At 73.6% G+C, this 19,928-nt stretch carries 18 protein-coding genes; 4 read left to right on the forward strand and 14 right to left on the reverse strand.

All coding sequences use genetic code 11. The features are described from left to right. Nucleotides 1–38: 38 nt before the first annotated feature. Genes DVK44_RS06535 through DVK44_RS06545 form a run of 3 tightly spaced genes read right to left on the reverse strand, consistent with a single transcriptional unit; the run spans nt 39 to nt 2,729 of the window. On the reverse strand, nt 39–746 hold the full coding sequence (locus DVK44_RS06535) for a response regulator (RefSeq protein ID WP_408055293.1): 708 nt from the start codon (nt 744–746) through the stop codon (nt 39–41). Then, entirely contained in the window at nt 743–1,948 is a 1,206-nt protein-coding gene (macS, locus tag DVK44_RS06540; protein ID WP_114658774.1) for a MacS family sensor histidine kinase, read from the reverse strand. The genes DVK44_RS06535 and macS overlap by 4 nt, the downstream gene beginning before the upstream one ends. A 34-nt stretch (nt 1,949–1,982) precedes the next feature. Continuing rightward, nucleotides 1,983–2,729, reverse strand: coding sequence for a lysophospholipid acyltransferase family protein (locus tag DVK44_RS06545; RefSeq protein WP_114658775.1), 747 nt, complete (start codon nt 2,727–2,729; stop codon nt 1,983–1,985). 147 nt (nt 2,730–2,876) lie between these two features. On the opposite strand from DVK44_RS06545, the gene DVK44_RS06550 reads away from it, so the two are divergent. Both DVK44_RS06550 and DVK44_RS06555 read left to right on the forward strand, forming a co-directional pair. Next, nucleotides 2,877–3,656 (forward strand): alpha/beta hydrolase, encoded by a 780-nt coding sequence (locus DVK44_RS06550; RefSeq protein ID WP_114658776.1) that lies wholly within the window; start codon nt 2,877–2,879, stop codon nt 3,654–3,656. Further along, nucleotides 3,649–4,383: a hypothetical protein gene (locus DVK44_RS06555; RefSeq protein ID WP_114658777.1), complete on the forward strand. Its 735-nt coding sequence runs from the start codon at nt 3,649–3,651 to the stop codon at nt 4,381–4,383. Before DVK44_RS06550 ends, DVK44_RS06555 begins: the two co-directional genes overlap by 8 nt. Nucleotides 4,384–4,419: 36 nt before the next feature. Here the strand turns inward: DVK44_RS06555 and DVK44_RS06560 are convergent, their stop codons facing one another. From DVK44_RS06560 to DVK44_RS06585, 6 genes are all read right to left on the reverse strand, one after another. After that, nucleotides 4,420–5,172: an endonuclease/exonuclease/phosphatase family protein gene (locus DVK44_RS06560; RefSeq protein ID WP_181957612.1), complete on the reverse strand. Its 753-nt coding sequence runs from the start codon at nt 5,170–5,172 to the stop codon at nt 4,420–4,422. Between the two features lie 205 nt (nt 5,173–5,377). Then, nucleotides 5,378–6,319 carry an ROK family glucokinase gene (locus tag DVK44_RS06565; protein WP_114658778.1) on the reverse strand — a complete coding sequence of 314 codons (942 nt, stop codon included), beginning with the start codon at nt 6,317–6,319 and terminating at the stop codon, nt 5,378–5,380. Between the two features lie 66 nt (nt 6,320–6,385). Further along, entirely contained in the window at nt 6,386–6,871 is a 486-nt protein-coding gene (locus DVK44_RS06570) for a DUF5304 domain-containing protein (RefSeq protein WP_114664947.1), read from the reverse strand. Between the two features lie 80 nt (nt 6,872–6,951). After that, complete coding sequence (locus tag DVK44_RS06575; protein ID WP_114658779.1) at nt 6,952–8,136, reverse strand: ArsA family ATPase; 1,185 nt, start codon at nt 8,134–8,136, stop codon at nt 6,952–6,954. A gap of 5 nt (nt 8,137–8,141) precedes the next feature. Beyond that, nucleotides 8,142–8,585 carry an SRPBCC family protein gene (locus DVK44_RS06580; RefSeq protein ID WP_114658780.1) on the reverse strand — a complete coding sequence of 148 codons (444 nt, stop codon included), beginning with the start codon at nt 8,583–8,585 and terminating at the stop codon, nt 8,142–8,144. Nucleotides 8,586–8,683: 98 nt separating this feature from the next. After that, the gene (locus DVK44_RS06585) at nt 8,684–9,451 is read right to left on the reverse strand and encodes a metallophosphoesterase family protein (protein WP_114658781.1); all 768 of its coding nucleotides are present in this window, start codon (nt 9,449–9,451) and stop codon (nt 8,684–8,686) included. Between the two features lie 262 nt (nt 9,452–9,713). Here DVK44_RS06585 and DVK44_RS06590 point away from each other — a divergent pair, with 262 nt between their 5' ends. Continuing rightward, the gene (locus DVK44_RS06590; protein ID WP_114658782.1) at nt 9,714–11,510 is read left to right on the forward strand and encodes an AMP-dependent synthetase/ligase; all 1,797 of its coding nucleotides are present in this window, start codon (nt 9,714–9,716) and stop codon (nt 11,508–11,510) included. Nucleotides 11,511–12,066: 556 nt separating this feature from the next. Here DVK44_RS06590 and DVK44_RS06595 read toward each other — a convergent pair. After that, a complete protein-coding gene (locus tag DVK44_RS06595; RefSeq protein ID WP_114658783.1) occupies nt 12,067–13,221 on the reverse strand; it encodes a glycosyltransferase family 4 protein in 1,155 nt (384 codons plus the stop codon). Between the two features lie 73 nt (nt 13,222–13,294). Between DVK44_RS06595 and DVK44_RS06600 the strand changes: the two genes are divergently transcribed. Beyond that, nucleotides 13,295–14,554: a glycosyltransferase family 87 protein gene (locus tag DVK44_RS06600; protein ID WP_114658784.1), complete on the forward strand. Its 1,260-nt coding sequence runs from the start codon at nt 13,295–13,297 to the stop codon at nt 14,552–14,554. Here DVK44_RS06600 and DVK44_RS06605 read toward each other — a convergent pair. From DVK44_RS06605 to DVK44_RS06620, 4 genes are all read right to left on the reverse strand, one after another. After that, a complete protein-coding gene (locus DVK44_RS06605) occupies nt 14,511–15,779 on the reverse strand; it encodes a hypothetical protein (RefSeq protein ID WP_114658785.1) in 1,269 nt (422 codons plus the stop codon). The genes DVK44_RS06600 and DVK44_RS06605 overlap by 44 nt on opposite strands. A gap of 85 nt (nt 15,780–15,864) precedes the next feature. Beyond that, the gene (locus tag DVK44_RS06610; RefSeq protein ID WP_114658786.1) at nt 15,865–16,911 is read right to left on the reverse strand and encodes a C40 family peptidase; all 1,047 of its coding nucleotides are present in this window, start codon (nt 16,909–16,911) and stop codon (nt 15,865–15,867) included. 280 nt (nt 16,912–17,191) lie between these two features. Further along, the gene (locus DVK44_RS06615) at nt 17,192–18,262 is read right to left on the reverse strand and encodes a C40 family peptidase (protein ID WP_114658787.1); all 1,071 of its coding nucleotides are present in this window, start codon (nt 18,260–18,262) and stop codon (nt 17,192–17,194) included. A 288-nt stretch (nt 18,263–18,550) separates the two neighbouring features. Then, nucleotides 18,551–19,915, reverse strand: coding sequence for an NYN domain-containing protein (locus DVK44_RS06620; protein ID WP_114658788.1), 1,365 nt, complete (start codon nt 19,913–19,915; stop codon nt 18,551–18,553). Nucleotides 19,916–19,928: the final 13 nt, after the last annotated feature.

Here is a 19,928-nt window from a genome sequence, read left to right on the forward strand (position 1 = left end):
GGCCCGCGCGGGCCCGTCGCCCGTCCGTACCCCGCCGCTCAGACGTCGTCGAGGCCGCGCTCGATCGCGTACCGCACCAGCTCGACGCGGTTGTGGAGCTGGAGCTTGCCGAGGGTGTTCTGCACATGGTTCTGCACGGTGCGGTGCGAGATGACCAGCCGTTCGGCGATCTGCTTGTACGACAGCCCCTTGGCGACGAGCCGCAGCACCTCGGTCTCCCGGTCGGTCAGCTGCGGCGCCTTGGGCTTGTCGGACGCGGTGGGCGCCGGCTCGGAGGCCAGCCTGCGGTACTCGCCGAGGACCAGCCCGGCCAGCCCGGGGGTGAAGACCGCCTCACCGGCCGCCGTGCGGCGTACGGCGTCGGTCAGCTCCTCCGTACTGGCCGACTTGAGCAGATAGCCGGTGGCGCCGGACTTGACCGCTTCGAGGACGTCGGCGTGCTCGCCGCTGGCGGAGAGCACCAGGACGCGCAGCCCCTGGAGCGAGCCGACCAGCTCCTTGCAGACCTGGACGCCGGGCATGCCCGGGAGATTGAGGTCGAGGACCAGGACGGCCGGGCTGACCGCCCGCGCGCGGCGCACCGCCTGCGGGCCGTCCCCGGCCGTGGCGACGACCTCGAAACCCGCCGCGTCCAGGTCGCGGGCGACCGCGTCCCGCCACATCGGGTGGTCGTCGACCACCATCACCCGGAGGGGACTGTGCGTGTCCGCCGCATCGGCCGTCGTCGTCATGTCGCGCTCGCTCATCGGTCCTTCTTTCCCCGTCCCCGTGGAACTCTCAGTTCGACCTCGGTGCCCTGACCCGGCACGGAGATCAGCTCGGCCGTCCCGCCGAGATCCCGCAGCCGGCCCCGGATCGAGAGGGCCACCCCGAGCCGGCCCTCCCCCTCGGCCTGCGCGAGCCGGCCCTCGGGGATGCCGGGGCCGTCGTCCCGTACGGTCACGATCACCTCGTCCGTCCAGTCCTCGACCAGGATCCAGGCGCGGGCGTCCGTACCCGCGTGTCTGCCGACATTGTCCAGCGCGGCACCGACGGCGGCGGCCAACTCGTCCGCCGCGGCCCGTTCCAGCATCACCGGGGTGCCCGGTTCCGCGAAGCTGACGCGGGGGCCGGCGTACGGCGTGAGCAGGGCGCGCAGATCGCACGGGCCGTCGTCGGCGCCGGGTGCGTCCGCCCGCCCTGCGTCCGCCGGCCCGGCGTCCCCCCGCACGCGGGGCGCGGGGACCGGGCCGCCGGTGACCAGGCTGCGCAGGGCGATCTCCTGCTCGCCCGCCATCCGGCCCAGCTCGGCGGCCTCGCCGCCCAGGGCCGTACCGCGCCGCTGCACCATCGCCAGCACCTGGAGGACGCTGTCGTGGATGTCGCGGGCCAGCCGTTCGCGCTCCCGCGTGGCCGCGTCGATCTCCAGGGCGCGCGCCAGGGTGGCCTCGATGGCGCGGGCGACCTCGACGACGTATCCGATGGCGATGGAGACGAACCACACCAGCAGCACGTTGTGGGCGGTGTCCCGGCTGGGGTGGCCGCGCTCGATGAGGTTGGCGACCGCTACGAGGGACGAGGCGAAGGCGGCCCAGCGCCAGCCGCCCTTGAGGGCGAAGGCGAGGACCGCGCCGGCGGTCCATATGGACGGCAGGGTGGTGCCGTCGACGGTCCGGGCGTCGAAATCGGCCAGCGGGGTCAGCAGAATGCCGGTGAGCGCGATGGTGAGGTCGGCGGCCAGGAAGCGGGTGGTGCAGCGGGCCGCGTTCGCCACCTTGGGCAGGGTGGCGATCGTCCAGACGGCCAGGAACGCGAGGAACACGATGGCGATCCAAGGGCGTTCGAACTCATCCCGCCCCAGGACGAAGAGCAGGATCGCGTAGACCATCGTCAGCAGCCGGTAGCCGGTCAGCGCCCGCCACAGCGGCAGCTCCACGGACATCCGTGCGGCAGGCTTGCTCTTCGCCATGTGCCCCCCTGTCGTTTCCGCCGCCGGCGGCGGTTCACTCGCCCTTCGGGTCCGCCGCCCTCTGGTTCGCGCTCCTGGCGGCGCTCGCCGCCTTCGCCTCCTCGGCGAGCTGGCGCTTCGCCGCGGTCGCGTAGATGTCGACGTACTCCTGCCCGCCGAGCTTCATGATCTCGTACATGACCTCGTCGGTGATCGACCGCAGGATGAAACGGTCGCCCTCCATGCCGTGGTAGCGGCTGAAGTCCAGCGGCTTGCCGATCCGGATGCCCGGCCGCATCAGCTTCGGGAGGACCTTGCCGGGCGGCTGGATCTTCTCCGTGTTGATCATCGCGATGGGGATGACCGGCGCCCCGGAGCCGAGCGCCACGCGCGCGAGGCCGCCGGGCTTGCCCCGGTAGAGACGGCCGTCCGGCGAGCGGGTGCCCTCCGGGTAGATACCGAAGAGTTCGCCGTTGGCCAGCACCCTGATCCCGCTCTGGATCGCGGCGTCGCCCGCGCCGCGCGCGCCCGAGCGGTCCACCGGCAGCTGGCCGACGCCCTTGAAGAAGGCGGCGGTGAGCTTGCCCTTCACCCCGGGCGAGGTGAAGTACTCGGACTTGGCGATGAAGGTGACCTTGCGGTCGAGCACGGCCGGCAGGAAGAACGAGTCGGAGAAGGAGAGATGGTTGCTCGCGAGGATCGCCGGCCCCTCCGCGGGAATGTTCTCAAGGCCCTCCACCCAGGGCCTGAAGGCGAGTTTCAGGGACCCGCCGATGGAGAACTTCATTGCGCCGTAGATCAACTCGGGTGCCTCCTGTGTGCTGTCGGAGAGACCTTAACCCGTGGCCGCCCCGGGCTCCCCTTCATGGGGGCCCGACGGACCTGGTCGGTGTCGGTCCGGTCGCGTACGGTGAAGTACATCTTCCGAGACTCACGAACAGGAGACCCCGTGCCGGTCCTCCCCGGAGCCGAGCCGTACCGTCATGAGGGCGGCGAGGTCGGCGTCCTTCTCTGTCACGGATTCACCGGCTCCCCGCAGTCGCTGCGTCCCTGGGCCGAGTATCTGGCCGCGCGGGGTCTGACGGTCTCTCTGCCGCTGCTTCCCGGCCACGGCACCCGCTGGCGGGACATGCAGCTCACCGGCTGGCAGGACTGGTACGCGGAGGTGGACCGGGCGCTGCGGGAGCTGCTGGAGCGCTGCTCCCAGGTCTTCGTGGCCGGCCTCTCGATGGGCGGGGCGCTGGCGCTGCGGCTCGCCTCGAAGCACGGGCGGGCGGTCAGCGGGGTCGTGGTGGTCAACCCCGGGATCAAGGTGCACGGCCTCGCGGCGTACGCGCTGCCGGTCGCCCGCCATCTGGTGCCGTCGACGAAGGGTCTGGTGAGCGACATCGCCAAGAGCGGTGTCGAGGAAGTCGGTTACGACCGGGTCCCGCTGCACGCGGCCCACTCCCTGCGCGATTTCTTCCGGCTGGTGGACACGGGTCTGCCGCAGGTCACCCAGCCGTTGCTGCTGCTGCACAGCACCGTCGACCATGTGGTGCCGCCGGCGGACTCGGCCCGGATCCTCAGCCGGGTCTCCTCGGTGGATGTCCGGGAGGTGGAGCTGGAACACAGCTACCACGTCGCGACGTTGGACCATGACGCGGAGCAAATTTTCGACGAGAGTCTCGCGTTCATCGGCCGGCTCGCTCCGTCTGTCGGCAAGAAGGGGAGCACCACCGGTGGCTGAACATGACGCGGACCGAGAGCCGCAGCCGATCGACGAGGACGCCGCCTGGGCGGCGATCGTCGCGGGGTACGGGGAGGAGCCGGCGGACCCGCCGGGCGCCAAACCGTTCAAGTCCGTGGAGGACCTGGCGCTGCTGGAAGGCGACCGGAACCGTACGGGTACGGGGAAGGTCCCGGCCGTAGAGAAGCCGGCGGAGAAGGCGGCCGAGAAGGCACCGGCGAAGCCGCCCGAGAAACCGGCGGAGCAGCCCGCGGAGAGCGGCCCGGGGAAGACGGCCGAGAAGGCCGCCGGGCCGGTCGGGCCCGCGGACGCCGTGGACGGCGCACCGGACGGCGAGCGGGCGGCGGACTCCCCCGCCGACGGCGGTGGCAAGCCCGCGCTGGGCGGTTCCGTCGTCTTCGCGCCCGGCGTCGGCGGTGGCGGCCCCCGTGACTACCGGCTGGCCGAGCCCAGCGAGGAGAACTTCGAGGCGGGCGACGAGGGCCACTTCGTCCCGCCGGAGCCGCCGCCGCTGCCCGAGTCGGATGTGACCAGCCGGTTCGCCTGGCTCGCGGTGCTCGGCGGTCCCGTCCTGATGCTGGTGTGCGTCCTGCTCCAGTGGGAGATGACGTGGTGGCTGACGACGATCTCCGTCGGCGGCTTCCTGGGCGGCTTCGCCACCCTGGTGGCCCGGATGAAGGACGACGACGAGGAGAGCGACGACCCGGGCCGCGGCGCGGTCGTCTGAACAACGCCCTTCAGGAGTTCAGCGCTCTTCCGTGTTTCAGGACGCGGGCACACGCAGGGCGGCGAGGACCGGCAGATGGTCCGTCGCCGCCCTCAGATCGTCCTCGGTGACGCCCGGCAGCCCGCGCGGCACCCCGCAGCCGAGGACCTCGATCCCCTCCGTGACGAAGACGGCGTCGATGCGCTGACGCGGTGCGGCGGGCGTCGACGTGAACTCGCCGCCCCAGGGGCGGACCGTCCAGCAGTCCCGCAGCTCCCGGGCGAGCAGCCGGAAACTCCGGCCGGTGGGGCCCTCGTTGATATCGCCGGCGGCGAGGGCGTACGGCACGTCCAGGGCCGCCAGCCGGGCCGTCAGCGCCCGCGCCTGCGCGTACCGCTCGTCGGCCCGCAGGCTCAGATGGCAGCTGAGCAGCCCCAGCCGGGCGCCGCCGATCCGGACCACCGCCGTCGCGAAGCCGCGCCGGTGCAGGCCCGGGGTGTGGGGCAGCAGGATGTCCTCCGTGCGCTCGACGGTGGCGCGCAGCGAGCAGAGCAGCAGCGGGCCGGTCGCCGGGGCGCCGCCGCCGAGCACCACGAGACCGCTGTGCGCGGCCAGCCAGGCGGCGTGCTTGCGCCAGCGGAAGAAGCGGGGCGCCTCCTGGACGAGGACGAGATCGGGCGCGCAGGCGCTGATCACCCGGGCCAGCGCCGCCCGGTCGTCGCGCATCGAGCGGATGTTGTAGCTGAGCACCCGGATCAGGGCCGAACCGTCCGGTGCGGTGCCGGAGCCGGGCAGCGTGTCCATCGCCATCGCCATGGGGACAACGTAGCGGGGCGAGCGCCGAGCGGCACCGCGTCACCGCCGCCGGACACGGCCGCGCCCGCCGTATCCCTGACGGATACGGCGGGCGCGGTACCGCTCGTGCGTACGGAGGTGCGAGGTGTAGCGGTGCTACTTGTACGCGGTGAACGAGGTGTACGGAGGTGCTGGGTGTACGCGGTGAACCAGGTGTACGTCAGCCCTGCCGGGCCAGGTCCGCGGCGCCCACCAGCCCGGCCTCGCCGCCCAGTTGGGCCGCGAGCACCTGCGCGTGCGGACGCCACTCGCCGCCGATCAGCCAGCGCCGGAACGACTTGCGGATCGGGTCGAGGACCAGCTCGCCCTCGTCCGAGACCCCGCCGCCGACGATGAACGCCGACGGGTCGAAGAGCGAGGCCAGGTCGGCCAGGCCCGCGCCCGCCCAACGCGCCAGCTCACGGAAGGAGTCGACGGCCACCGGGTCGCCCGCGCGGGCCGCCGCGCTGATGTGCCGGCCCTCGATGGCCTCCGGGGTGCCGTCGCCGAGACCGAGCAGTATCCCCGCGTTCTCCGGTGTCGCGTTGGCGCGCTGCTTGGCGTAGCGCACGAGGGCGCGCCCCGACGCGTACTGCTCCCAGCAGCCCTGGCTGCCGCAGCCGCAGAGCAGCCCGTCCGGGACGACCCGGATATGGCCGAACTCGGCGGCCACACCGAAGCGTCCGCGGCGCAGCTTGTTGCCGATGATGATGCCGCCGCCGAGGCCGGTGCCGAGGGTGATGCAGATGACGTCCTCGTGGCCCTGGCCGGCGCCGAACCTGTACTCGCCCCAGGCCGCGGCGTTCGCGTCGTTCTCCACGACGACCGGCAGTCCGATCCGCTGCTCGACCTTGTCCTTGAGCGGTTCGTGCCGCCAGTTGATGTTCGGTGCGAAGAGAACGGTCGCGCGCTTGTCGTCGACGTAACCGGCCGCGCCGATGCCGACCGCCTCGATCTGGTGCCCCTCGCCGGCGCCGGAGACCGCGGCGCAGATCGCGTCCACGATGCCTTCGGCGGTCGGCGGGGTGGGTACCTTGTGCGTCTCCAGGATGGCGCCCTCTTCGTCGACCACGCCGGCCGCGATCTTCGTGCCGCCGATGTCGACGCCGATGGTGAGTCCCATGTGTCCCTCAGTTTTCGGTCGAGCCCCGCTGGCGTCAACCGTACCCGAGGGCGGGCGCCCGACCGGTCAGTCCAGGTCGATCGGACCGCCGGAAGCGGGCCCTCCGTCCCTGGGGTCGGTGGGGTCGCCGGAGGTCTTCGTGTCGGGTGCGGGCCCCGGGGCGGCGTCCGGGGTGTCCCCGCGGGTCCACCGGGTCTCCTGGGACTCGACGGCCGAGCGGTACGCGGCGAGAAGTTCACCACCGGCGGCGGCGAGATGGTCGAAGACATCCGGGTTGCGCTCGATGACCGGCTCGACGGCCGCCTTCGCCTGCTGGATGAACTGCTGTACGGCGCCCTGCGCGGCCATCCCGAACAGCGGGTTCTGGAGGGCGGAGACCTTGTCCGCCACCGCGTCGACCAGCTTGCGCAGCTCCTCGGCGGCCGATCCGGGCGGCGGCCCGTAGGCGGCGCGGCGGCGCGCCTTCTCCGCCTCCAGATCCTCGGCGCAGGCCGAGGCCCAGGCGTCCGAGTCGGCGGCGGGGCGCTCGGTGGGATCGCTGGGATCGCTCATGGGGTGCTCCCGCGGTATCGGGCCGGTGCTGCTCACCATTGCCGCTCACCTTCGACGGTACCCGAACGGCCGGGCGCCGTTCAGGGGGTACGCGGCCAGAGCGCCGGATCGGGCGCGAAGCGCACGCGCAGCACGCCGTCCGTGAGACCGGCGCCGGTGACCGTGCAGCGGCGCAGCGCGGAGGGCAGCGGGACGATACGGCGGAACGCGCCCACGGTGAGCAGGAGTTCGTCGTCGCGGCGGACCAGTCCGAGATCGCTCTTGACCGCGCCGGGCAGCGGTACGTGCCAGACCAGCAGCTTCTCCTCGCTGAGCCGGTCCTCGACGGTCCACTCCGCGGCCCCGGGGAGCGCACCGGGCGCCGGCTCGGCGGGGGGCGCGACTCCGAGCCGGGCGAGGTCGTCCGGGCCGCGCGGGTCCCGGCCCAGGTGGGCGGCCTCGCGGACGGCTCCGTCGGCCCCGTACTCCTCGTACCACTCCTCCAGGCACTTGCGCTGCTGCGCGACGAGGGTCGCGAGCCAGGGGCCCGTGTCGTCGCCGGGCAGCACCCGGTTGGGGACGAGGGTGTCGGCGCGCAGTCCGAAGAGGCCGAGGCCGGTACGGGCGGAGCGCAGCGCCTCGGCGGCGGCGGGCCCCGGCTCGGCGACCAGCCGTACGGTCGTCCCGGGGGCCTCGATCAGGGTCTGTACGGCGGCGAGCCCCTCGTCCCAGCGGGCGGCGGCCTCGTAGAGCCAGTGCGCGGGCATCGGTATCCCCGCGAGCTGGGCCATCAACGGGCGCAGCGCGCGGGCGGCCTGGCGTTCCTTGGGCACCAGCCGGCGCAGATAGCGGCGCAGTTGTTCGGGCAGGGCGAGTACGGCGAGCGCCTCGCGCAGCGGCGGCAGGTCGACGACGACGACGTCCCAGTCGCCCTCGGCGGCCCGGCGCAGGGCGTGCAGCAGGGCGAACTGGCCGCTGCCGGGGAGTTCGGTGATCTCCTCGTCGGCCAGCGGGCGGGCGCCGAGCAGGTCGAGCCCGGTGGCCAGGCGCTCCTGGAGGCCGAGCAGTTCCGTACGGAAGTGCTCCCCGGAGTCGATGCCGGCCGCCCAGAACCCGTCGGCGATCGCGGTGGGCGCGGGTCCGACCGGGCGGCCCAGCAGGGCGTCGAGCGGATCGGCGGAGAGCAGCAGGGCGCGCGCGCCGCCCCGGGCGGCGGCCTGCGCGGTCGCGGCGGCGACGGTGGTACGGCCCGCGCCGCCGGGGCCGGTGACCAGGACCGTACGCATCGGGGTCAGGCCCCCGGACCGGATTCGACGCGCTTCTTGAGGCCGGCCAGGGCCCGGTCAATGATGACCTTCTCGGCCTTGCGCTTGATCATGCCGAGCATCGGGATCTTGACGTCGACGGTCAGCCGGTAGGTGACCTCCGTGCCGCCGGGGACGGGCGCGAGGGCGTAGGAGCCGTCCAGCTGGCGCAGCATCTGGGACTTGACCAGGGTCCAGCTGACCTGGTCGTCGCCGGTCCAGGTGTAGGCGAGGGTGTGGTCGTCCTTGATGGCGCCGGCGTCCAGCACCAGCCGGACCTTCTCGGCGCGGCCGTCCGCGTCGGTGGCGAGCACCTCGGCCTCCTTCACCTCGCCGGTCCAGTCCGGGTAGCGGGCGAAGTCGGCGATCACGCCCATGACGTCGGCCGGTGCCGCCTCGATCGTGATGCTCGAACTGGTGTGTTCCGCCATCGCCGTGCCTTTCCGGTGCCTGGGTGCGCGGTGTGCAGGCTATCGCGCCGACGCGGACCCGCCGCGCCCGGTCCGGGGCGGCCCGGCCTCCGTCCGGCTCACCACTCCATGGTCCAGGGCCGCCCGGTCGACGCGAAGTGCCCGACGTTCACGCACTCGGTGGCCCCGATCCGCATCCGGCGGGCCAGCGGCTGGTGGACATGGCCGAAGAGCGCGTACCGCGGCCGGGTGCGGCGGATGGCGTCCAGCAGGGCGCCGCTGCCGCGCTCGAAGCGGCGGGCGACGGTGTCGTACGTCAGCTCCGGCACGTCCGGCGGGATGTGCGAGCAGAGCACGTCGACCTCGCCGAGCGCCTCGATCTTGGCCGCGTACTCCTCGTCGGAGATCTCGTACGGGGTGCGCATCGGCGTCCGCAGACCGCCTCCGACGAAGCCGAAGACCCGGCCGCCCAGCTCGACGCGCTCGCCGTCGAGCACGGTGGTGCCGGGCCGCGCGTACTCGGGCCAGAGCGCCGGCATATCGACATTGCCGTAGGTCGCGTACGTCGGTGTGGGAAAGGCGGCGAAGAGTTCGGCGTACTGGCGCCGTACGGCCTTCTCGATGGCGGTCGCCTGGTCGATCCCGAGCCCGGCCCACAGCTCCCGGCCGAACTCCCGGGCCTCCTCGAAGCGGCGGGCGGTGCGCAGTTCGACGATCCGGTCGGCGTTCGCGGTGCCGAAGAGGTCCGGGAAGATACCCCGCGAGTGGTCCGCGTAGTCCAGGAAGAGCACGAGATCCCCGAGGCAGATCAGGGCGTCGGCGCCGTCCCCCGCGCGCGCGAGATCCCGCGCGTTGCCGTGCACGTCACTGACCACATTGACTCGCATACCTCGCACGCCTCGCATGCCGATCACCCTAGAACTCCGCCGGGCCGCCCGGTAGAGGGGGCCGGACCTGCGCTTCCGCCGCGGCCCGGCACGCCACGGATCACGGCGCGCGAGGTACCGTCGTAAACGTGTGACGCGGGAAACATCGGCCAAGACCCCCTATCGAGAAGCGAGTACCGATGGGTAACGTCCGGGCAGTCCAGTGGCCCGCAGCCGCGCGCACAGAGCCGTGTCGCCCGGCGCCCGATGAGGAGCAGCAGATTTGCGCGAGTTCAGCCTTCCGGCCCTGTACGAGGTCCCCTCGGACGGCAATCTGACCGATCTCATCCGGCGCAACGCCGTACAGCATCCCGAGGTGGCGGTCCTGGGCCGCAAGGTGGACGGCGTCTGGACCGACGTCACCGCCACCCAGTTCCTCGCCGAGGTGCGCGCGGCCGCCAAGGGCCTGATCGCGGCGGGCGTCCAGCCCGGCGACCGGGTCGCGCTGATGTCCCGTACCCGCTTCGAGTGGGTGCAGCTCGACTTCGCCATCTGGAGCGCGGGCGCGGTCACCGTACCGGTGTACGAGACCAGCTCCGCCGAGCAGGTCCAGTGGATCCTCGGTGACTCCGGCGCGGTCGCCGCGATCGTCGAGAGCGACGACCACGCGGCGACGCTGGAGTCCGTGCGGGACGCCCTGCCCGGTCTCCGCGACGTCTGGCAGATCGACCGGGGCGGGGTGGACCGGCTCGTCGAGGCGGGCGCCGAGGTCAGCGACGAGACGGCCGACGCCCGCGCCACCAGCGCCAAGGCCGACGACCCGGCGACCATCGTCTACACCTCGGGCACCACCGGCCGCCCCAAGGGATGTGTGCTGACCCACCGCAGCTTCTTCGCGGAGTGCGGCAACGCCGTCGAGCGCCTCAAGCCCCTCTTCCGCACCGGCGAGTGCTCCGTCCTGCTCTTCCTGCCCGCCGCGCATGTCTTCGGACGGCTGGTCGAGGTGGCCGCCGTGATGGCCCCCATCAAGCTCGGCTGCGTACCCGACATCAAGAACCTCACCGAGGAACTGGCCACCTTCAGGCCGACCCTGATCCTCGGCGTCCCCCGCGTCTTCGAGAAGGTCTACAACGCGGCCCGCGCCAAGGCCCACGCCGACGGCAAGGGCGCGATCTTCGACCGCGCCGCGCAGACCGCCATCGACTACAGCCGCGCCCTGTCCACCCCGCGCGGCCCCTCCCTCGGCCTGCGGATCCGCCACGCCGTCTTCGACCGGCTCGTCTACACCAAGATCCGCGCCGTCCTCGGGGGCCGCGGCGAGTACGCCATCTCCGGCGGCGCGCCGCTGGGCGAACGCCTCGGCCACTTCTTCCGCGGCATCGGCTTCACCGTCCTGGAGGGGTACGGCCTCACCGAGTCCTGCGCCGCGACCACGTTCAACCCCTGGGACCGCCAGAAGATCGGCACGGTCGGCCAGCCGATGCCGGGCAGCGTCGTACGCATCGCGGACGACGGCGAGGTCCTCCTCCACGGCGACCACCTCTTCGCCGGCTACTGGAACAACGGGGCGGCGACCGCCGAGGCCCTCACCGACGGCTGGTTCCACACCGGCGACATCGGCACCCTCGACGAGGACGGCTATCTCTCCATCACCGGCCGCAAGAAGGAGATCCTCGTCACCGCCGGCGGCAAGAACGTCGCCCCCGCCGTCATCGAGGACCGCATCCGCGCGCACGCCCTCGTCGCCGAATGCATGGTCGTCGGCGACGGCCGCCCGTTCGTCGGCGCGCTGATCACCCTCGACGAGGAGTTCCTCACCCGCTGGGCCACCGACCACGGCAAACCCACCGACGCCACGGCGACGACGCTCCGGCAGGACCCGGAGCTGCTGGCGGAGATCCAACGGGCGGTGGACGAGGGCAACGCGGCGGTCTCGAAGGCCGAGTCCGTCCGCAAGTTCCGCGTCCTGACGGGCCAGTTCACGGAGGAGGCGGGCCACATCACGCCGTCGCTGAAGCTGAAGCGGAATGTGGTGGCGAGGGATTACGCGGACGAGATCGAGTCCTTGTACACACGCTAGCCGCCTCCCGGCGGGGGGCCGTGGTCTTGTCTCGGGCTGAGCCCGGTACGTACGTGCGGGTTGTCGCCGGGGTCCCCTCCGGTGGCACGCGCCCGGACTGCACGATTTACGCCGCGTGCGGGCCGGTGGCCACCCGCGGGTTTCGCTCAGCGGCACAAATCGCGCTTTACGTCCGGACACGCACCCCCTGCGGTGCCCCCTTCACGACCCGCACAGACCCACCGGGCCGAGCCCGGGACGCTTGGGCGCGGGCCGTCCACCGGGCGGAGGGGGCCGGGGTCGCAGGAGGTGACGTCCCCGGATGTAGAGCGTGATTTGTGCCGCTGTACGGTCCGCAGTCGGCCGACGAAGCCGCACGCGGCGTAAATCATGCATCCGGGGATGCGCCTCCGGAGTGCCCCGGCCCCCGGCACAAACGAACCAGCCGCACCTCGAACCGGCCCGCACCATGCCCCGCCGGTAGGCGACCCCGCCCCGGCCCCCGCCACGGGCGCACCGACCGCACCGGCCGCACCGCCAAAGACCACGGCCCCCCGCCGGGAGGCGAGGCGCCCGGCTACAGGAGCGACCGCAGCCGCTCCGCCAGGGTGTCCCAGCGCCACTTCTCCTCGACCCAGGCGCGGCCCCGCGCGCCCATCCGCCGTCGCAGCTCCGCGTCCTGGAGGAGGGTGACGATGCGGTCGGCGGACTCGCGGGCGGCCAGGGGTGGTGGGGCGCCGTGGACGACCCAGCCCGTTTCGCCGGTGAGGACCGCGTCGGGCGCGCCGCCCGAGTCGCCGGCGACGACCGGGAGGCCCGTCGCGGAGGCTTCGAGGTAGACGATGCCGAGGCCCTCGACGTCGAGGCCGCCGCGCCGGGTGCGGCAGGGCATGGCGAAGACATCGCCGGCGCCGAAGTGGGCGGGGAGGTCGGCCCAGGGGACGGCGCCGGTGAAGCGGACGGAGGGGGCGACGCCGAGGGAGTCGGCCAGGCGGCGCAGGTCGCGTTCGTAGGGGCCGCCGCCGACGACGAGGAGCACGGTTTCCGGGACGCGGGCCAGAATCGCGGGGAGGGCGCGGATCAGGGTGTCCTGGCCCTTGCGGGGGACGAGCCGGGAGACGCAGACGACGACGGGCCGGTCCGTGAGGCCGAGCGCCGCGCGGACGGCCGGGCCGCCGGAGTCGGGGTGGAAGGTCTTCTCGTCGACGCCGGGAGGGAGTTGGACCATGCGCGCCGCCGCCGCGGGGGTGACCGCCGAGGCGATGCGGGAGCGCGTGTACTCGCCGAGGTAGGTGATCGTGTCCGTGGACTCACCGATGCGCCGCAGGAGGGCGCGGGAGCCCGGCAGTTGCGCCCAGGCGGCCTCGTGGCCGTGGGTGGTGGCGACGAGCCGCTCCGCGCCCGCGCGCCGCAGCGCGGGCCCCATCAGCCCGAGCGGGGCCGCCGCGCCGAACCAGACGGACCGGCAGCCGTGCTCCCGGAGCAGCCCGGCGGCGCGCCGGGTCACGCGCGGGGTGGGCAGGAGCATGGTCGTACGGTCGCGGACGACGGTGAAGGGCTGTTCGGCGTCGAACGCCGCCGTCGCCTCCGCGCCCTCGCGTCCGCGCTTCCAGGTGGAGGCGTAGACGACGACCCGTTCGGGGTCCAGCCGCAGCGCCATGTTGTGCAGGAACGCCTGGATGCCCCCGGGCCGCGGCGGGAAGTCGTTGGTCACGATCAGTGTCTTGCGCATCCCGGCCGACAGTACCGGGCGCGCCCCGCGCGGCGCCCGCCCGGCGTCGTGTGCCGGGCGGCATCATGACGGGATGAGCAGGGCGGGTGCGCGCGGTCCGTGGATCGCGGTCGCGGTGTGGGCGCTGACCAGGGCGGCGCTGCTGCTGTGTGTCTTCAAGGTCGTCACGGTCCCGGGGCCGGATGTGACGAGCGATGTGTCGGAGATCTACCGGGGCTGGTACGAGGTGCTGCGCACCGGTACGTATCCGGTGGGCGATGTGACGTGGCAGTATCCGCCGGCCGCCGCGCTCGCGGTGGTGTCGCCGGCGGCGCTGCCGTTCCTGGGCTACGCGCCGGCGTTCTTTGTGCTGGTGTGTCTGTGCGACGCGGTGGTGCTGGGGCTGCTGCTCGCGGCGGGCCGGGCCGGTGCGGGGCCGGAGCGGTCGGCGCGCGGGGCGTGGGTGTGGATCGCGGGGGTGCCGCTGCTGGGCGCGACGGCGTACGCGCGCTACGACCTGATGGTGACGGCGGTCGCGGTGGGCGCGCTGCTCGCGGGGGCGGCGCGGCCCCGGCTGCTGGGGGTGCTCGCCGGGTTCGGGGCGGTGCTGAAGGTGTGGCCGGCGCTGCTGCTGGTGGGGACCGCGCGCGGCCGGGTGACCCGGCGGGCGTGGACGGCGGCGGCGGTCACGGCGGGCGCGGTGACGGCGCTGTGCTGGGTGGCGATGCCGGGCGCGCTGGCGTTCCTCACGTACCAGCGCGACCGGGGTACGGAGGTCGAGTCGCTGGGGGCGCTGGTCTTCCAGGTGGCGCGGCACTTCGGCTGGGAGGGGAGCGTGCTGTTCAGCTACGGCTCGGTGGAGTTCGCGGGGCCGTACGTTCCGCTGATGAGCCGGCTGGCGCTGGCGCTCGCCGTGGTGGCGTTCGGCTGGCTGCTGGTGTGGCGGCTGCGGGCGCGCGGGCTGACGGCGGCGGTGCTGCCCGACGCGGCGTTCGCGGCGGTGCTGCTGTTCACGACGGTGAGCCGGGTGATCAGCCCGCAGTACATGCTGTGGCTGGTGGGGCTGGCGGCGGTGTGTCTGACGCGGCGGCCGGGCCGGATGGCGCTGCCCGCGGTTCTGGTGCTGGCCGCGACGGCGGTGACGCAGCTGGAGTTCCCGCTCTGGTTCGACCAGGTGGTGGCGGGGCGTCCGCTGGGGGTGGCGCTGCTGTTCGTCCGTAACGGTCTGCTGGTGGCGGCCTCGGTGGCCGCCTGCCGGGCGCTGTGGCGCGCGACGATGCCCGCGCGGGAGCGCCCGTCCTCGGACGGGGTCAGCCCAGCCGCTGCCGTACGGAGTCGCGCCAGCGCGCCGTGAGGTCCGCTTCGGTGGTGCCGAGGATGTCGCGGGCGGCCCGCGCCACCGCGCCCGCGCGTCCGGTGTGGCCGCCGACGGCCCGGTAGAAGTCGGTCAGGCTCCGCTCGCCCCAGCGGTCGGCGATCAGCTCGCAGGCGAGCCAGCCGCTCTCGTACGCCCTGGCGAGCCGGTCGGCGTCGCCGGTGAAGGCGAAGTCGGTGTCGGGCGGCAGGGCGGTGGGGGCCTTGTCACGGCGGACGGCGCGCCGGAGTTCGGGGGCGATCCGCGCGGCGGTGAGGCCGGTGCCTCGGTAGGCGATGTGGTCGGCGTAGCCCTCGGAGAGCCAGGTGGGGGTGGCGGGTGAGGTGGCGGCGCGGGTCGCGACATGGGTGGTCTCGTGGGTGAGGACGACGCGCCGGCCGAGGTCGCTGAGTTCGCCGTACGCCTCGGGGTTGACGATGATCCGGTCGGCGGGCGTGGGGCCCGTACCGCCCGTCTCGCCGGTGGTGACGGCGGCGATGGAGCGGTAGCCGTCCCCGGCCGCCCCCAGCAGCGCGGCCATGGCCTGCCGTGAGGCCGGTACGAGCAGGAGCACCCGGCGGGCCCAGGGGTCCGGCCAGGCGCGGTCGACGGCGGGGACGGCCAGGTCGGCGGTGTCCGCGATCCGGCGCAGCGTCCGCTCGTCCTGCCCGACGCCGAGGACGAGGCTCCGGGCGCCGCGTACGGCCCGTACCCTGCCCTGCTGCCAGAGCTGTTCGGTGCCGCCCGCGCCGGGCCGGTCGGCGCTCACGTACCAGCGGCCGTCGTGTTCGGCGAGGGTGAGCGCGCGGGGGGTGGCGACGGGGGCGGTGTCGTAGCCGGTGATCCGGTAGCGCAGTTCGGCGTGGACGGTGGCGCGGGCGCCGGTGCGCCGTACGCCGGTGAGGTGGTAGTCCCAGGAGCGCAGGGGCAGTTCGGCGAGGTGCGCGAACTCGGCGCGCGCGGTGGCGCGCAGGGTGTCCGCGCGCGGGTCGAGGACGGCGAGGTAGGCGGCCTCGTCGCGGTCGAGGACGGCGGCGGCCCGGCGGGCGAGGAGCAGCCGGACCGCGTCCGTGGCGGTACCGGCGGTGGTCGCCGGGGTACGCGCCGGGGCGGGGGCCGTGCAGGCGGCGGACGGCAGCAGGAGCGCGGCGAGCGCCGGCAGGACGGCCCGCCGGCGGAGCCCGCCGTACCGCTCCGGCCCGTGACCTGCCCGCTCGCCCGCCATCCGGCCGATCGTACAGACGCGGCGGACGCCCCGGCTCCGTGGCCGAATCGGATCCGGGTGACCGAATCGGATCCCGGTGACCGGCTCAGACCCGGGTGACCGACGAGACGGGCATCATGCCGACCGGGTCGTAGCGCACCGGAGCGCCCGGGTACGGCGCGTGGATGACCTGGCCGTTGCCCACGTACATCGCGATGTGGCTGGCGTCCGCGCGGTACGCGACGAGGTCGCCGGGGAGCGCCTGCGAGAGCGGCACCCGCCGGCCCGCGTACCGCTGGGCCTGGGAGGTGCGCGGCAGACCGACGCCCGCCTGTCCGTACGCCCACTGGGTGAGCCCGGAACAGTCGAAGCCGGAGGGGCCGTTGGCGCCCCACACATAGGGCCGGCCGACCGCGCCCGCCGCCGCGCGCACGGCGGCCGTGGCGCGGGCCGAGGAGCCCGCGGTGGAGGCGTCGCCGACGGGCGCGCCGGCCAGGTCGCCGCGGTCCGAGCGGGAGGAGCGGTCGTAGGCGCCGCGGTCGGCGGTGGGCAGGGCCGCCAGCACGCGCCGTGCCTCGGCGAGCTTCCCCTCGACGGTGCGTTTGTGGCGGGCGACCGCGGCCCGGCTGCGCTCCAGTTCGGTGAGGTCGCGGGTGGCCTCCTTCCGTACCTGCCCCAGTTTCCGCTGGGCCTGCCGGAGTTCCCGCAGGGCTCCCGACTGGCGCTGGCCGACCCGTTCGAGTACGGCTGCCTTGTCGAGATAGCTGTCGGGGTCCGAGGAGAGCAGCAGGGCCAGCGACGGATCGACGCCGCCCGAGCGGTACTGGGCGACGGCCAGCGAACCGAGCGCGCCCCGCATCGTGTTGACCTGCTCCTGGCCGCGCGCCGCCCGGTCCTGTGCCTCGTCCACGCGCGTACGGAGCCGGCGCGTCCGCTCGTCCGCCGCGTTGAACTGCTCGGTGGCGCGCTCCGCGTCGGCGAGGAGCCGGTCGACCGTGGAGCGGGCGGCCTCCGGCCGGTGCTGCGGGTCGGCGCCCGCCGGGGCCGCGCCGAGCGCCGCCGCCGTGGCCGCCGCGGCGGAGACGGCGGAGATGGCGCTGACCCGGGCCCCGAGAGAGGGTCCTGACTGGGTGGGACGGCGATGGGACACCACAGGAAGCCGAACTCCCTTCCGCTGTACGCACTGACGCGGCCCGTGCCGCCCGACGGGCGGACCGCTCACCGGGGCCGCGCGCAGCAGACAGTAGCCGGGCGACCACGGAGCGGCCAACGACCGGCTCGCGCACACAAAGTGACGCCCCGTCGAAGACCACAAGGTCATCGACGGGGCGCGGCGTCAGCGGAAGACGCGGGATTTCCCCCGAATGGGCGGTGTCGCCGGCGGATTGACGGCCGGATCGGCGCCCGGGAGGGGACGGCGGCGGGGCGGCGGGTCAGCCGATCCGGACGCCGAACTGGAACGGCATGTTGTTGATCGACTCGTAGCGCACGACGGTGCCGGTGCGCGGGGCGTGCAGGATCTGGCCGTTGCCCGCGTAGAAGCCGACGTGGTGCTGGTCGGCGTAGAAGATGACGAGGTCGCCGACCTGGAGCTGGCTCATCGACAGGCGGGTGCCGGAGGCGCCCTGGGCCTGGGAGGTACGGGGTATGGAGACGCCGGCCTGGGCGAACGCCCACGAGGTGAGCCCGGAGCAGTCGAAGGTGCTGGGACCGCTCGCGCCGTAGACGTACGGCGAGCCGATCTTGCTCTGCGCGGCGGCGAACGCGGCGGCGGCGCGTCCCGAGGCGGGCGCGGAGTTGCCGAGGTCGGGGGTGCTCGCGCCGGTCGAGGCGGTGGAGCGGGTGCTGTCGCGGCTGGCGCGGTCGGCGGCGGCGCGCTCCTCGTCGGCCTTGGCGAGCGCGGCGCGCTCGGCGGCGGTGAGGGAGTTGAGCAGCCGCTGCGCCTCGGCGAGCTTGGCCTTGACCTCGTCCTTCTTCTTGCCCAGTTCCTTGCGGGTCTCCGCGAGGTCGTTGACCTTGGACTGGGCCTCCTTGCGCTGCTGCGCGAGGGTCCGCTGCTTCGACTGGACCTGCTGGAGGGCCTCGGCCTGCTTGGCGCTGACCTGGTCGAGCGCGGAGGCGTTCTCCAGGTACGAGTCGGGGTCCGAGGAGAGGAAGAGCTGGAGGGCGGGGTCGATGCCGCCGGTGCGGTACTGGGAGCTGGCGATCGCGCCGAGACCGTCGCGCAGTTCGTTCAGTTCGTCCTGGCCGCGGGCGACCTTGTCCTGAACGGCCTTGACTTCCTTCTGGAGCTTGTCCTGCGAGTCCTCGGCGGCCTTGTACTTCTCGGTGGCGACCTCCGCCTCGTCGTAGAGCTTGTCGACCTTCTCCTTGACGTCTGCCTTGCTCGGCTTCGGGTCGGCCTGGGCGGCCTGGGACGTAAGAGCGACAGCGGCAGCGGCGACCGTGGTGAGCACGGTCACCCGTGCGCGGCTCGGCTGCTTGGGACGACGGTGGGACCCCACGGAGGCGAGCTCCTTCTCCTCAGCCGTCCACCGGGCCACGGTCGACGGTTACTTCGCCGCCACCCCGAATGGGTGATCAACCGCGCGAAGGTTCGAGGCATGACCCTAGTGACCTTCTTGTGATCAGTTCAAATCCTCACCAGAAAAAAGTCGGTCACGACGCATATTGTTTACAGCCACCACACAGGCAGTAGTGGACATTTGACGCTGCGCTCTGTCATTGCGCGACCAATTCGGTCATTGCGTGCAGGAGTTGACCAAAGCCCACATGATCCCGCCAATGCCCCGCTATACGCGCGAAAGCCGCTTCAGCAGCAGAGCGGACGCCACCGGCCGGGCCCCCGCCTTCGCCACCCCGTCCGCGACCTCCCGGTCGGTGGAGACGACCACCACGGGCCGGCCCGGCGGCTCCGCCCGGACGAGCTGGCGGATCAGCTCGTCCGCCGTCACCCCCGGCTTGGAGAACAGCACCCGCACCCCGCGCGGCGGCGCGAGCAGCACCGGCGCCGCCAGCTCCGCGCCGTCGAACACACAGGTCATCTCGGCACCCGTCTGCGCCGCCAGCATCGCCAGCCCGCCCAGCAGCCGCAGCCGCTGCTTCTCCAACGGCATCGTCGGATAACCGGTCTTGGTGACGTTGTAGCCGTCGACGATCAGATGCGCCTGCGGCAGCGCGAGCAACTGGTCCAGCAGCGCCGGATCCGTCTCGGAGAGCGCGCGGGCCGCCACGTCCTTCGGGGACATCCGGCCCGGCTCGACCGCGTCGACCGTATCGGCCGGGCGGCTGGCGGCCGGCGGCAGCGCCAGCTCCCGGCGCAGCCCCTGCGCCGACTCCAGCACCGTGTCCAGCAGCAGCCGCAGCCGCATGTCCTCCACCGACCGGCCCTCGCGCACGGCCCGGCGGCTCGCCTCCGCCGACGCCTCCGCCTCCGCCAGCCGCGCGCGGACCCGGCGCGTCTCGCTCTCGGCCGCCGACACCTGGGCGGCGTTCTCGGCCCGCAGCGCCTCGGTCTCCGCCGTCACCCGGCGCAGCGCCGCCTCGCCCCGCTTCACATCGCTCTGCGCGCTGCGCAGCTTGCGGTGGAGCGACTCGGTCTCCTTGCGGGCCGCCTCCAGCTCCGTACGCAGCCGCTCCGTGTCGGTCTTCGTCAGCGTCCTGGCGACCGCCAGCTCCTCGCGGAGCCGGTCCAGCTCGCGGCGGGTCTCCTCGTCGGCCCGCTCGGCGTCGGCGCGCTGCGCCTCCTCGCCCGCCGCGGCCACCAGCTTCACCCATCCGGGTGGTCTCAGCACATACGCGGCGGCGGCCACGTCGACCGGATCCGCGGCGGCCGGCGGTGACCCCGCCTCCAGGGCCGCGGCCAGCTCCGGCTGGGACTGGGCGATGCGCTCCCCGATCCGGCCCCGGAACACCGGGTCGCCCTCCAGGGCGGCGGCCATCGCGTTGCCCGCGAACTTCGTCCGCCGGTTCGGGGTGAAGCGGGCGTACTGGCGCAGCTGCGCCGGCAGCTCCGGGACGGTCAGACCGCCGAACGCCTCCGAGACCAGCGCCACCACCCGGCGCCGTACCCCGTCCGGGAGCGGACGGTCGAGTGCCTCCGCGGCGTCACCGCCGGCCGCGCCGGCCGGCTCAGCACCGCCCGTGGGCTGCTCCACGATCCGTCACCCC

This window comes from Streptomyces paludis, from assembly GCF_003344965.1.
Taxonomy (GTDB): domain Bacteria; phylum Actinomycetota; class Actinomycetes; order Streptomycetales; family Streptomycetaceae; genus Streptomyces; species Streptomyces paludis.

What these genes read in the sequence shown, in the direction of transcription:
- DVK44_RS06595 (WP_114658783.1), bottom strand. Translation starts at nt 13,221, where the DNA reads ATGCGCAAGACACTGATCGTGACCAACGACTTCCCGCCGCGGCCCGGG.
- DVK44_RS06570 (WP_114664947.1), bottom strand. Translation starts at nt 6,871, where the DNA reads ATGAGCGATCCCAGCGATCCCACCGAGCGCCCCGCCGCCGACTCGGAC.
- DVK44_RS06535 (WP_408055293.1), bottom strand. Translation starts at nt 746, where the DNA reads ATGAGCGAGCGCGACATGACGACGACGGCCGATGCGGCGGACACGCAC.
- DVK44_RS06575 (WP_114658779.1), bottom strand. Translation starts at nt 8,136, where the DNA reads ATGCGTACGGTCCTGGTCACCGGCCCCGGCGGCGCGGGCCGTACCACC.
- DVK44_RS06580 (WP_114658780.1), bottom strand. Translation starts at nt 8,585, where the DNA reads ATGGCGGAACACACCAGTTCGAGCATCACGATCGAGGCGGCACCGGCC.
- macS (WP_114658774.1), bottom strand. Translation starts at nt 1,948, where the DNA reads ATGGCGAAGAGCAAGCCTGCCGCACGGATGTCCGTGGAGCTGCCGCTG.
- DVK44_RS06605 (WP_114658785.1), bottom strand. Translation starts at nt 15,779, where the DNA reads ATGGCGGGCGAGCGGGCAGGTCACGGGCCGGAGCGGTACGGCGGGCTC.
- DVK44_RS06560 (WP_181957612.1), bottom strand. Translation starts at nt 5,172, where the DNA reads ATGGCGATGGACACGCTGCCCGGCTCCGGCACCGCACCGGACGGTTCG.
- DVK44_RS06565 (WP_114658778.1), bottom strand. Translation starts at nt 6,319, where the DNA reads ATGGGACTCACCATCGGCGTCGACATCGGCGGCACGAAGATCGCGGCC.
- DVK44_RS06600 (WP_114658784.1), top strand. Translation starts at nt 13,295, where the DNA reads ATGAGCAGGGCGGGTGCGCGCGGTCCGTGGATCGCGGTCGCGGTGTGG.
- DVK44_RS06585 (WP_114658781.1), bottom strand. Translation starts at nt 9,451, where the DNA reads ATGCGAGTCAATGTGGTCAGTGACGTGCACGGCAACGCGCGGGATCTC.